This is a genomic window from Acinetobacter sp. FY683, assembly GCF_059515885.1.
The window spans coordinates 1-14,313 of the sequence record NZ_JCAKNA010000015.1 but is presented as its reverse complement, the minus strand read 5'-3'; the positions used below and the strand labels follow the sequence as shown (position 1 = coordinate 14,313).

The following is a 14,313-nucleotide window of genomic DNA, read 5'->3' as shown; positions in this document are numbered from 1 at the left end:
CTAAACCGCATGATGTGTGGATTTTTTTATGGCTAACTTTCAGAACACACAGTACTGCATCAAACATCTTTCAAACTTGATTTGCAATAAATATTAATATTTGCAATCAACTGATTCATCGCATTTTCAATCTCTATTGTCCAATCAAATGAACAATTAATACGTAAATGGTTTTGTTGAGACTGTTGAACATTAAACAGCTTGCTAGGCGCAACACCAATATTCAACTGAATTAAGTTCTCATAAAGAGACATGCTATTCATATTTGAGGGTAACGTGATCCATAAAAAGTAGCCGCTTGCATAATTATGAATTTTACAGCCCGTGGGAAGATGCGTGTTTAAGTAATCAAAAAAGCTTTTCTTATTTTTTTCAAGATCACGCCTAAGTACACGTAAATGCTTTTCGTAATGGTGATTAGAAATAAACTCAACCAATGCATTTTGCATCAATGTATTGGCTGAAATGGTACTCATCAGTTGTAAATGTTGTATATTTTCAGAAAATTGACCTGCATATACCCACCCAATTCGAAAACCCGACCCAAGCGTTTTAGAAAAAGATGAACAATGTAATACCAAATTTTGTTGATCGAAGTACTTCATTGGAAGTGGTTTACTACCATGATAGAAAAGCTCTTCATATACATCATCTTCAATCAAATAAATCTGATGCTCATGTAAAAGCTTAGCAATTTGGTATTTAATTTCATCACTGACTGTAAACCCGATTGGATTATGACAATTCAACATAAACCAACACACTTTAATGGGATAAGTCTGAATGGCTTGCTTAAATGCTTCTATATCAAAACCATCTTGTGGATGCTCTGGAATAGTAACCACTTTAAGTCCCAAGCGTTCCGCAATTTGCCAAGCACCATAAAAGATGGTCTCCTGCAATAAAATATAGTCACCTGCTTGAGTTAAGGTCTGTAATGACAGGTTGAGTGCATCCAAACAACCTGAAGTAATCACAATATCGTCAGCTTGCGTGGGTATACCTTGCATACAATAACGCTGAGCGATGAGTTTACGCAGTTCAAAATTTCCAGGTGGTAAACTATTATTTTGATCATAGTTATTTTTATTACGCGTTAGCCGCCCCATAATTTGGATCAACTTAGGAGGGTTAAGTAACTCCTGATTTGGAAATGCTGACCCTAAAGGTATAATTTGACTAGGCTGAATTGATTTTAGATATTTAAAAACCAAAGAGTTAATTTTAACTTTTGAATTAAGCGTAACAGTCGCACTAGCACTCGTTGGAATTGAATGCGACATAAGCTCTGAAACAAAATAACCTGATTTTTCAATAGAATATATCAATCCCTGAGCTTCTAACTCTTGATAAGCATTGAGAATCGTAATCAGGCTTAATCCAGTACGTTGTACTTGATCTCGTAAAGATGGTAGTTTTTCATGTGCTTTTAAACCACCATTTTCAATAAGTTGCTTGATGCTATGTGCCAACTGTTCAGATTTATACATACCCACCTAACAATAATACAAGAATCAAATTTAACTAGAAAAAATGAGAAATCATCTAAATAAATCTGCAATACGTGAAAGTGCTAATGCCGTTAAAGCAAGATTAATCAGTTATCTCCTATCAGCCAGTGAAGTACATAAACAAATTGATCTTATAACAATTTTATTCAAACAAACTTTTCATTTAAATATATAGCAGTCGAAAGAAAAAATATAACAGATAGATCTTAACCAAATAATTCATGGCAATGTATTGTCATTAAAAAAAAGTAAAATCTGTTTTGTGTGACTATATTGGAATGTATAACAATAAAATCAAAAAGCACGCTATGAATGGAAAAGAAATCATTAAAAATATTCAATGACTAATATTTTTAATCTATAAATTAAACGTACTGTTATATTTTTTAACTCAATCTCTGTAACTTTTCATCTACCTGTTTTCAGCGAATAATCATCAGCCATAATCTAAGCTTAGATGAGTATGATATGTTTTTTACAGAACAATTAAATGTTATTCCTAATTTGTTGCAGGAACAGGAATGGTCCGAAAATGTTCAAAAAGAGCTAAATAAAAGATATTTAAATCTCGAAGCAACTTTGTTAAGAGCTAAAGTTGTCAGAAGTCTTTCCCCATCTAAATTAGTTTATTTAGTACAGTCACATATTCATACTCAAACTAGTGATCTAGCATATCTATTTGTTCCTTTTATTCTTGCCAATTTGAATAAAAAAACAATCTATACAACACCCGCAACCGAAACAGTATTTACTATATTAAATCAATATTATCAAACAGATACGAATCAAAAAATTAATGTTGAAAATGTACTTCAGGATTTAAATATATATCTAGACTTAACTGATCCCACAATAAATGGTCATGATTTTTTTTATATCAACCTCATTAAAGCCCTATGTAGAACTGATATATCTACACTTTTTATCATTACTGAATATGAAATTGATATAGAAAAATTAGAATCTCTCTCTCATTTCTTAAAGGTTGATATTATTGTCGTTTCAAATATAGATCAGCAGAAAATCATGGATAGTGAAATGATGAATATGCGAAAACTTTTGTTTAAAAATAAAGATGAGGAATACACACAATTATGTTCACTATTTTCACAAAAAAATGCTGAAATATTAATGCAAATAGAAAGCCTAACTCATCTTCAAGCGAAAAACTTTATTGAGGATATGTTCTATTCTGAACATATTTACGAAAAACTTTCCGTATATGCCGAATATGTTCAGACACAAATTTTACACTTCACGGGAAGCTCAAAATGAATGAGCCCATTATCATAATGATCAGATAGAAAAGGCAGCTAAGGTGAATATTAGAAATGTGTGGAAGTATTTTTTACTCCACATAAAACTTAAAATTGATTGAATTTTAAGATACCCAATCAAATGACAGAAGACTTTTACAAATTGAGCACCTAGCATCTTCTCAATAAAAACCTTCTGTTATTTGAGAACAGATTGAGTCAATTACAAAAAGTATTTCCACACTATAATGCCCAATACACAGCCTATAAACCAATATAAAGTAATTATAAAAAGTACAAACCATGCTTTATTCTTGCGAAATAAAAAATTCATTAATACTTACTCATCATTCGTATCAAAAAATTATTCTAAACTTTAGATTGATAAAACATAGATACAGTTTAAACCAAAAAATATATAACAAAGCACGAGCGTAAATATCTCAAATATCTAATCCATCAAAATATTTGGAAAATCAGATACAAGTTCCTTTAACATCGATTGTGTTCAAAAGTAAAAGCAGAAAAATAAAGACCGAAGATCTTTAGGAAGAGAGTTATCAAAAATAGCCAAACATCTAGGAAGAACACTTTAAGAAAGTGATCTAAATATCATAAATGCTGTCTGATCGAAAACCAAATACACTCCATCAAGTTATTAAATAAAAAAACTTAATGTAAAAACTTTAAAAGTTAAGTCTATCAGATTCATATAGCTGTCTTAACCAAGTCTATACCACTAGCTTGCCCCAAAACTTTGGCTGCTATTCGAATTTGAGTCATTTATCTTTGAAAGCCTTTATGCAACAAAGCCCCTGTCCAATAAAGTTTCCCTAATGTAGAATAGCTGAAAAATTTAATGTTATTTCTATGCTTAACTTACATTATCAAGATCAAGAAACACCTAGAAAATATTTAAATAATTTAAAATATATTTTTCTGGTATCCTTTTTTTATGCCTTATTTAGTATTGCTATAAATTCTGGATCAATTTCATTTTTACTTTACCTACTTCCAGTTATTTCAATTTTAATTTTAATTAAAACAAAAAATAGAATTTATGTTCCTAAATTCATCTTTTTTTTAATTTTACCACCTATACTTTTTATTTCTTTGAATGAACTCGTAGTTCATAAATCATCATCCCCTCATATTTATCCATCTCAGTTTTATTTTTATTTATTATTTCTTTGTTTACTACCCTATATAATTAATCAACTAAAAATAACGCTTAAAAATTTATATTTACCTACATTAATTTTCACAGTTATTTCATTTTTTTTTAATACATATATGAATATTAAATTTGATTTTGATAGATCATCTTTAGCATTCGAACTATCCCCTATTATTATTTACAATTATGCCATTATTTTAATTACACTTATTCCACTGATATATACAATATACAATATAAATAAATATTCACCTTATGTAATAATTATTTGCATATTAAATATTTTAACAGTTTGCCTACAAGGCAGTCGAGGGGTCTGGCTTGCTTTAATTATATTAATTTTAATTACTTTATTTCTAAATTTCAAAACATATAAAAGAAAGATAATATTAATTTCAAGCTGTTGTCTTATAGCATTTCTCTCATTTATACAATTTGCTCCAAACAACCCACTAAATCAACGTATTCTTGATGCTAAAAAGGATTATTCCACATTAAATACCATAAATTTTGAGACAACTAGCATAGGTCAAAGGCATGTAATGTATGAAACATCGATAGAACAATTCATGCGCTCTCCCTTATATGGCGTAGGTAACCAAGAACTTACATACCAAGTGTACTTAAAAAATCAAATAACTCCCCCTCATACTCACAATCTTTTCCTTCACGATTTAGGAAGTCATGGTTTTTTAGGTTTTCTAGGAATGTTCAGTTTACTATTCTATCCCCTTTATTTTAGTTATCACAAAAAGAGCTTAAATCCCTCTTCACATCAAATAGCATTAATACATAATTTAATTCTTTTTATTACTTTTTTTACAATCAGCTGTGGATTAACTGACTATACCTTTTCATTTAAGTTCTCACTATATTTATATGGTTTTATTATAGTTATTTTGCTTAGTTTACAAAATCAATCAAGTAGTTCCTATAATCTAGAACCGCCTATAAAGTAATGAACATCCCGCCCTTCTAAAAATTATATAATACTAAACTTAGAGGGCTTTCCCACATAGAGGATATAAAGATAAATTATTAAAAATTAAGGCTTTGTTTTGTAAACTCAGCCTAGCAATTTTATTCAGTTCTATAATTTCAATATAAAAACCACTAATGCTCAAGATTATCCTAACTAAATCATAAATTAAATAACCATACATAAAGAAAGACCAATAAATATTTAATCATGAAGTAATATTAAATCACCAATAAAATTTTAAGAAAACTTTGTGTAGAAAAATAAATTCACAATGACATATTATTGGTATTTACACATAATCCCACCATAAAAACCAAAGAAATAAAAATTAATTATATATATTAATATAATTACACCTTCCTTTTATTACTTTATCTAAGTGACTAGGTAATTTATTATTATATGTCTCATAATAATTGATCATTAATTAGCTTATACTACATTTAAGCAAGTATTTTAATCTATTTAATCTAATAATGAAATTATATGATAAGGTAATTTTAAACCTTACAATTAAAATATGCTATACTTAAAAACATAATTGCTATATGTAAAATCAATATCAAGCCATTTTTTTGAGCAGCTTTATGAAAATACTTTTCATCATTCACTCTTTGAAAGATAGATCTGGTTCAGAACGTGTTGCTATAGAATTAGCAAATAAACTTTGTGAATTGTTTTCTTACGATATAACTTTAATTAATAGAGACACATCACACATTAATACTGCATACGAATTAAATAAGAATATAAAAGTCATTCCATTATATGGAAACATAATTTACTTTTTTTTAAAACTAAATAAGCATGCTATTTCTAATAATTATGATATCGTCATTATACATAATATGGGGAAACTTTCTATTTTATGTTCTTTTTTAGTGGGAATAAAAAAACTAATATCACTCGAACACGTATCATTTGTTAGTCGCTCGAAATGGCTACAATTACTCAGTAAATTTTTATACATTAGAATTAATCAAGTTATAACACTAACTCAACAAGACAAACAGCAATTTAATAAATTCCATCACAATGTTACTGTTATACCAAACTTTTCACCTTTTCCTATAAACTCCAGCCCCCACAAACACAAACACAAACACAAACACATTTTAGCAATCGGTCGATTAACTGAACAAAAAAATTTTATACATTTACTAAAAGCCTGGAAAAAAATTTCACATAAAATACCCGATTGGTCTTTATATATTTATGGTGAAGGGGAGCAAAAAGCCTACTTATCTAACTTTATAGCTAAAAATAAATTACAAAATATTTATTTAAAAGGTGTTGTTTCTGATATTTCTTATTCTTATAAAACATCTGATTTTTTTGTTTTATCATCTAAATATGAGGGCTTACCAATGGTGCTTATTGAAGCACAATCTTTTGGGTTACCAGTTATTTCGTATAATTGCCCTTATGGACCACAAGACATTGTAAAAAATGGGTATAATGGTTTCTTAGTTAAAAATCAAGATATTGAAATGTTAGCAGAAAAAATACTAGCATTAGCAACCTCACCCCAGTTATTAGAGACTTTTTCAAATCACTCCTTAGAAGTTGCTGAATTTTATCAATATGAAAATATTATTCAATTATGGAAAAATAGAGTATTAGAGAAATAATTAAATGTTTAGTGTTCTTATCTCAATTTATAAAAAAGAAAACCCTGAGCATTTTCATATTTGCATGGAAAGCATTTATACCTTTCAATCACTCAAACCTACAGAGATTGTTTTAGTAGAAGATGGGCCTTTAACTAAAGAACTTTATGACAAGATTCAGTATTGGAAATTAAAATTAGGTAATATTCTGAAAATCATTACATTAAATCAGAATGTTGGAGTGGGCACTGCAAAAAACATTGGGTTAAAAGCCTGTTTATATGAACTTATATGTATTGTCGATACAGATGATATCTCCACTCCAAACCGCTTTCAAAAGCAAATTGATTTTTTAATTTCTCATCCAGAAGTTGCTATATGCGGTGGACAGATAGCTGAGTTCACAGCTAATCCAAACCTTCCATTCAAGAGTAGAAAAGTTCCACTATCTAATGATCAGCTGTATATTTTTTCAAAAATTCGTAGCCCATTTAATAATATGACTATCGCTTATCGTAAATCCGTAATTGAAGAAGTTGGTGGATACCAACATCATTTATGGATGGAGGATTATAATTTATTTTTACGGATTATTGCTAAAGGTCATGAACTCTATAATTTTGAAGATATTTTAGTCTATGCCAGAGTAGATAACGGAATGCATAAGCGTAGAAAGGGACTTAAATATATTCAAAGCGAAAAGCAGTTATTAGATTTAAAGAAAAAATTAAAATTACAACACCCAATACATGCTAATATACTATTCTTAACTAGATCACTAGTCAGAATATTTCCGAGTATTATGCTAGAAAAATTTTACAATACTTTTCTTCGTAAATAATCTAGCAAAAAAAAATCAAGCACTTAATATCACATTGTTTTCAAAAAACATATCTCAATTAAATATAAACCCTCATCTTATAAAAAGAATTACTTTTAAAATATAAAAAATATATAATATCTTCAAATTACACTACTATTTGGGTGCTATGTGTCTGCATATTTAAAAGATTTAGCAGAGGCTTTTAAACAACACGAACTTTGGATGACTTTAGGTTGGAATGATGTTCTTGGCAGATACAAACGTTCTGTGTTAGGACCTTTTTGGATCACGCTAAGCATGCTAGTTACTTTGTGTGCAATGGGGCCTTTATATGGTGCATTATTTAATAAAGAATTATCCTCTTTTTTACCACATCTAGCCCTAGGCTTAATTTTTTGGTCATTTTTATCATCAACACTCATAGAATGTAGTAGCATCTACAATGATTCAACTGCCTACTTAAAACAAATTAAATTACCAGCTTCTCTTTTCATCCTAAGAGTTTTGTATAGACAATGTTGCATTCTTCTACATAACTGTCTATTAATTCCAGTAGTTTTTTTATTTTTCAAAATACCAATAAACATTCATATTTTGCTATTAATACCTAGTTTAATAATTACTTTATTATTTCTTTATAGTACAGGTTCTATTCTAGCCTTATTCTGCACTCGATACCGCGATATGGTTCCTGTTGTGCAAAGTGTTATGGGATTGCTTTTTTTCGTTACTCCTATTTTATGGAGCATAGACCAGTTACCTATAGAAAAACAGAATATTATTTCTTTCAACATTTTTTCCAGTTTTTTAGAAATTCTTAGAAAGCCTATTTTAGGTCATATACCTAGTTTTTCCGAATGGATAATCTCATTATGCCTAGCATTATCTCTATTCGTAATATCCTTACTCCTCTTAAAAAAATATCAGCATAGAATTACTTTTTGGATTTAATATGAAAATTCTTCTAGAAAATGTAGGCGTTAAATTTCCGATTTATGATGCTAAACATAAGTCATTTAAAAAAACTTTAATTAATGCTGCTGGTGGTATTATTCGGCAAACTACGCCAAATAGTATTCCTGAAATTGAGTCTTTATCAAATATCTCATTTTCCTTAAAGCAAGGCGATCGCTTAGCCCTTATTGGTCATAATGGTTCTGGAAAAACCACATTATTAAGAGTTTTAGCTGGAGTATACCAACCCACTCAAGGGAAAATATTAGTAGAAGGTAAAATAACAAGTTTGCTAGATTCTATGCTTGGCATGGATCCAGAACTATCAGGATTAGAAAATTTAAAATTACGTGGCATTTTTCTTGGTTTAAAAAAGAATCAAATTAATCAGATTATTGAGGAAGTTGTAGATTTTAGTGAACTAGGTGGTTTTATTGATATGCCAGTAAGAACCTATTCTAGTGGCATGGTACTTAGATTAGCTTTTTCTATATCAACGGCTATACAACCAGAAATAATTTTAATGGATGAATGGATGAGCGTTGGAGATGAGTCTTTTAAACAAAAAGCTGAAAATCGATTAAAGAGTTTTATTGATAAAGCTGGAATATTAGTTATGGCTACACATGATCATGGACTAGCTGATCGAGTATGTAATTTAAAGATTCATCTTGAACATGGGAAGGTAGTATAACCTTCCTACTTAAGTTCATAAAAAAACCACCTGAAATTATTAAAACCTTAGGTATAATACATACTTATCACTATAATGAATTGGACTTAAATATAGTTAAATTATAATTTTTATTTAGAACATTTAAAGCCCTAAATAAAAATCCATGTCTGAATCAATTTAATTAATTACCGATACTGCGACATATTTTATGACCTTACAATTATTCCCTGTTCAAAATTTTATTTTGCCTAATATACAATTTGGCTGTAATGAAGATTTGTACATCAAAACACATACCACGGCAGCAAACTATTCTTTAGAAAAATCAAAAACCTTTATATATAAAGGTGGAAAAGTAACTTATGATACTTTTTTTAATGGCTTAACAATTCAAACTTGGAAAAAATATTGCAATTTAAAGGATCTTTTCCTAAAAGTTCATGCAAAAGGTTCCTTTAAAGTAAAAATTGGTTTACATAAACTTGGTGCTTCTACAAAATGGTTACAAGAAACCACATACAATTTTAATACTTTTAATGAAGTTAATATTCCTATCAATGAGTGGGCTATTTTAAATCATGGTATGTTATTTGTCGAAATAGAATCATTTGAAGATACTACTATTTCTGAAATGCAATTTTGTACGTCTAAAAAACCTAATAACATTAAACTAGGTATTGTTGTAACACACTTTAATAGAAAGCAATGGGTAATACCTGCAATAAAAAGAGTTAAAGAGCAACTTTTAAATGACAATGAGTATAAAAATAAAATAAACATGTTTATTGTTGATAATTCCAGCAATTTAACCCCAGATGAAACAAATGGTGTTCATGTTATTCCTAATAAAAATTTAGGGGGATCGGGTGGCTTTACTAGAGGATTATTACATTTAATAGATGATACAACTTTTACACATTGCTTGTTTATGGATGACGATGCATCGTGTGAAATTGAATCTATAAAAAGAGCTTACAATTTTCTCAGCTTTACACAACCAGATAAAAACATTGCCATTTCTGGAGCATTATTAAGAGAATTATTTCCTTCAATTTTACATGAAAAAGGAGGAATTTTTTCTAAAAAAAATTCAAGTTGGCAGCCTATTAGTTGTGGATTAGATATGTCTAAAACATCTGACTTACTATTAGCAGAGTCACAACAACAAAAAGCAAACTATGGTGCATGGTGGTTCTTTGCATTTCCTATCCAACAAATCAAAAATTTTCCTTATCCTTTCTTTGTCAGAGGAGATGATGCTTTTTTCTCACTACAAAACGATATTGAAATTATTACATTAAATGGTATATGTTGCTGGGGGGAAGATTTTAGTTATAAAGAAAGCCCTCTAACTAGATATTTAGGCTTTAGAGGAACAACGATTGTAAATACTTTAGCCGGAAATGGTTCAATGTTAACCACTTTAAAAGTATATATAAAGTGGTCTATACCTTGCATTTTCTCTTATAACTATGCTTCAGCTGAAGCTCTTGCCCTAAGTATGCAAGATATCTTAAAGGGACCAAATTTTTTAATAGAAAATATAGATGCTAGTGAAATTAGGAAAAAAATATCTACATTATCTCCTTCTGAAGCTTTACATCCTCTTAATAAGCAAAATCTAAATTTAGAATATACAACAGAGTTATGTGAAAATCCTATCAGAACTTTTTTAAGATATATAACTCTTAATGGCATCCTTCTTCCCAGTTTTTTAATGCATAAAAATGCAATAAGATATCAGAAAAAAGATTTTAGAGCCTCTTTTCGTCAAATTTTCCGTTATAAAAAAGTTCTATATAGCCATGATGAAAGTAATACAGGCTATATAGTAGAGCATAGTACGAAAAAAAGTTTGATTGCATTAATAAAATTAATATATGTCTGCACTCTGATTCTTCTTAAATATAAGCATGTGAAAGCTGAATATACAAGTAAGCTTCCATTAATGACAAGTGAAGATTTTTGGAGAAAAATATATAAGAAAGACTAACTTCATGCAATTTCTTTAAAAAACATTTAATACAATGGAGACTATTTTAAGAATATAATTTTTTAAATAGCCTCCTAAGCAAATTTAGACTATTTGTCATTTTCAAGCTAAAAATTTTGGATACTTTATGAAATTTCTAATTGTAGGCGCAGGTTTTAGTGGGGCTGTTATTGGTCGCAAACTTGCAGAAAACAATCACGACATCACTATCATTGATCAACGACACCATATTGCAGGAAACTGCTATACAGCACGCGACTCAGAAACAGGGGTTATGGAACATATATATGGACCTCATATCTTCCATACTAGTGATGAAGAAGTATGGTCGTTTATTAATGAATATGGTGAATTTAAACCTTATATTAATCGTGTCAAAACAACGTATAAAAATGAAGTATATTCCTTACCAATTAACCTTCATACGATCAATCAATTCTATAAAAAATGCTTTAACCCCCAGCAAGCAAAAGCTTGGATTGAAGCTATTGCAGATGAAAATATTATAGAACCTCAAAATTTTGAAGAGCAAGCTTTAAAATTTGTCGGACAAGACTTATATAACGCATTCTTTAAAGGTTATACAAAAAAACAATGGGGGTGTGACCCAACGGAACTCCCTGCTAGTATTCTAAAGCGATTACCTGTCCGCTTTAATTATGATGACAATTATTTTTCACATAAATATCAAGGTATTCCTGTTAATGGTTATACTCCTATTGTTCAAGAATTATTAAATCATGAAAATATAAAGGTCAAACTTAATACATCTTTTGAATCTGAATTAGCTTCTCAATTTGAACATATCATTTGGACGGGTCAATTAGATCAATGGTTTAACTATTCTGAAGGAAGATTGGGATATCGCACATTAGACTTTAAAAAATTTACAACAGATGGCGATTTCCAAGGTACAGCAGTCATGAATTATGGTGATGAAAGTATTCCATATACTCGCATATCCGAGCATAAACATTTTACCCCTTGGGAAGCACACCAAAAGACTATTTATTTTAAGGAGTTTAGCCGTTCTTGTGGTGAAAATGATATACCTTATTACCCAATCCGCCTTGTGAATGATAAAAATTTATTAAATAAATATATCTCTCTTGCCATTCAAGAAAAAAATGTTACTTTCGCTGGTAGATTAGGTACATATCGCTATATGGATATGGATGTTACGATTAAAGAAGCACTAACATTAGCGAATAAAATTCTAAATAATATTCAAGATGGCTTAGTACTTCAAAGCTTTTATCATGAAGACCTATAATATTTAAAGTTTAAGAGGCATTTATTATGTTAAAATATATTAATAATAAATGCCTTATTAATTATTATGAAAGTTGAAATTTATATCGCAACACATAAAGCAATAGACTACCCCAAAAATCCAACTTATATACCTATACATGTCGGTAAAGCTATTTCTAATCAAGAATTAGAATATCTATCAGACAATACAAATGATAATATTTCTATACTAAATCAAAGCTTTTGTGAATTAACTGCTTTATATTGGATGTGGAAAAATAGTCATGCTGATATATTAGGATTAGTTCATTATAGAAGATACCTAACAAGTAATAAAACTGGTTACAAATTCAATGATTCATACATTTTAAATGAAAATGAAGTAACCAATCTCCTCTTAAATCATGACATTATTACTGCAAAGCCCTATTTTTTTAGACATTTATACTTTATTCCACAAACACTTAAACAGCAATACTTTAAAAATCACTATAAAAAAGATTGGCTTACTTTAAAAAATACAATAAATTACTATTACCCTGAGTATATGACAGCCTTTAACCGTATTGAAAAAAAAATAACAATGCATTCTTGCAATATTTTTATAGCCAAAAAAAAATTAGTAAATGACTATTGTTGTTGGCTATTCGATATTCTATTCAAGGTTCAAGACCGTATAAATATTCAAGAATATGATCCTTACCAAAAACGCATTTTTGGCTTCATGGCTGAAAGGCTTTTCAATGTATATATAGAGCACCACAAACTAAAAATAAAAAGCCAACGTCTTTTAATTATTAAATAGTCCCAATCAAACTTAAGCCAATAATTTTATAATTAAAATTATTGGCTTATTTCGATGAGCCGCCTAACATATAATAGAAAACGAGGAACAAATACCATTAAAAAATATAAAAATACTGAGTAACTTGCATCTTTCTCTATGATAAGTAATAGAATCAATATGTTACCATTTCAATCTACTATTTAGTCCTTAGTTATGTAGCGCATGATCTACATATAGCTTTAGATCTCAACGGCTTTGTTGCATAAAGGCTTGAAAGGCTGAGCTCCCCTAGGTGAGCCAAATTTAAGAGACAACTTGGGTATGAGGACGACCTAATTCTGTGAATTTATTCAAGACTGCCATGCGTGCGTGGATCTCATTCACCTGACTAGGAAAACTCCTTGCTGTTAATTTATCGCCTAATAATTTGATGCAATGCATCTTCGTTTCAACCAAACTCCGACGGTGATAACCAGACCACTTTTTCCAAAGCGATCTACCTAGACGTTTGACTGTCTTTAATAACTCGTTCCGCTCGATAGACCTCGCTTGCTGATCTTTCCAAGGCTTTGCATTTTTCCTCGGTGGAATGATCGCATGTGCATCTCGATCTAAAATGACTTGTCGGCAATGCTTTGTGTCATAAGCACCATCTGTATAAACAGAATCAATTTTCTCATCCAAGGGAATTTGAGAAAGTAAATCTTCAAGTACTTGAGAATCACCAACATCATTTGTAGTGAGCTGTACAGCACGTATTTGAAGAGTTTTAGCATCTATAGCAATATGCAGCTTACGCCATTGACGACGATATTCAGCCCCATGTTTCTTGCATTTCCATTCACCTTCACCTAGAAACTTCAAACCAGTAGAGTCTACGAGTAGATGCAGACCATCACTACTTTTTTCATAGCTAATCGCAATATCAATATGTTTTTGTCTTCTGCAAAGCGTAGTGTAATCCGGCGCTGTCCAATCTAATCCAGAGAGTTTAATCAGACTTTGAACAAAACCTGTGACCATACGTAAAGAGAGTCGAAATAGAGATTTGATCATTAAGCAGCATTGAATCGCTGTATCGGAGTAGGTCTGATTTCGACCTTGCTTGCCTTGTGATTGTGCATACCACTGGGTCTTTGGATCAAACCAAATGGAAATATTACCCCGGTTGATTAAGGCTCGATTATAGGATGACCAATTGGTTGTACGATAGATTTTAGGGGCAGGTTTATTCATTTTGAAATTATATTGCTGAATAAGCCTTCCATGCTAGGTTTGTGCAACAAAGCC

Annotated in this window: 11 protein-coding genes; 9 read left to right on the top strand and 2 right to left on the bottom strand. The window is 30.0% G+C overall.

Annotated elements, in window-relative coordinates; translation table 11 throughout:
• Window positions 1–59 precede the first annotated feature (59 nt).
• Window positions 60–1,490, bottom strand: coding sequence for an aminotransferase-like domain-containing protein (locus tag AC5YDH_RS09335; protein WP_496118804.1), 1,431 nt, complete (start codon window positions 1,488–1,490; stop codon window positions 60–62).
• 489 nt (window positions 1,491–1,979) lie between these two features.
• On the opposite strand from AC5YDH_RS09335, the gene AC5YDH_RS09330 reads away from it, so the two are divergent.
• From AC5YDH_RS09330 to AC5YDH_RS09290, 9 genes are all read left to right on the top strand, one after another.
• Window positions 1,980–2,786, top strand: a complete 807-nt coding sequence (locus tag AC5YDH_RS09330; RefSeq protein WP_496118802.1) for a hypothetical protein — start codon at window positions 1,980–1,982, stop codon at window positions 2,784–2,786.
• Between the two features lie 851 nt (window positions 2,787–3,637).
• The gene (locus AC5YDH_RS09325; protein ID WP_496118800.1) at window positions 3,638–4,903 is read left to right on the top strand and encodes an O-antigen ligase family protein; all 1,266 of its coding nucleotides are present in this window, start codon (window positions 3,638–3,640) and stop codon (window positions 4,901–4,903) included.
• Window positions 4,904–5,513: 610 nt separating this feature from the next.
• Complete coding sequence (locus tag AC5YDH_RS09320) at window positions 5,514–6,557, top strand: glycosyltransferase family 4 protein (protein ID WP_496118798.1); 1,044 nt, start codon at window positions 5,514–5,516, stop codon at window positions 6,555–6,557.
• 4 nt (window positions 6,558–6,561) lie between these two features.
• A complete protein-coding gene (locus AC5YDH_RS09315) occupies window positions 6,562–7,377 on the top strand; it encodes a glycosyltransferase (protein WP_496118797.1) in 816 nt (271 codons plus the stop codon).
• Between the two features lie 150 nt (window positions 7,378–7,527).
• Window positions 7,528–8,310, top strand: coding sequence for an ABC transporter permease (locus AC5YDH_RS09310; RefSeq protein WP_496118795.1), 783 nt, complete (start codon window positions 7,528–7,530; stop codon window positions 8,308–8,310).
• A gap of 1 nt (window position 8,311) precedes the next feature.
• A complete protein-coding gene (locus AC5YDH_RS09305) occupies window positions 8,312–9,007 on the top strand; it encodes an ABC transporter ATP-binding protein (RefSeq protein WP_496118794.1) in 696 nt (231 codons plus the stop codon).
• A gap of 190 nt (window positions 9,008–9,197) precedes the next feature.
• Entirely contained in the window at window positions 9,198–10,982 is a 1,785-nt protein-coding gene (locus tag AC5YDH_RS09300) for a glycosyltransferase (protein ID WP_496118792.1), read from the top strand.
• A gap of 127 nt (window positions 10,983–11,109) precedes the next feature.
• Window positions 11,110–12,255: a UDP-galactopyranose mutase gene (gene glf / locus AC5YDH_RS09295; protein WP_496118790.1), complete on the top strand. Its 1,146-nt coding sequence runs from the start codon at window positions 11,110–11,112 to the stop codon at window positions 12,253–12,255.
• Between the two features lie 66 nt (window positions 12,256–12,321).
• Window positions 12,322–13,041, top strand: a complete 720-nt coding sequence (locus AC5YDH_RS09290) for a DUF4422 domain-containing protein (RefSeq protein WP_496118788.1) — start codon at window positions 12,322–12,324, stop codon at window positions 13,039–13,041.
• Window positions 13,042–13,326: 285 nt separating this feature from the next.
• On the opposite strand, the gene AC5YDH_RS09285 is transcribed toward AC5YDH_RS09290, so the two are convergent.
• Window positions 13,327–14,259, bottom strand: a complete 933-nt coding sequence (locus AC5YDH_RS09285; RefSeq protein WP_496116183.1) for an IS5 family transposase — start codon at window positions 14,257–14,259, stop codon at window positions 13,327–13,329.
• Window positions 14,260–14,313 lie beyond the last annotated feature (54 nt).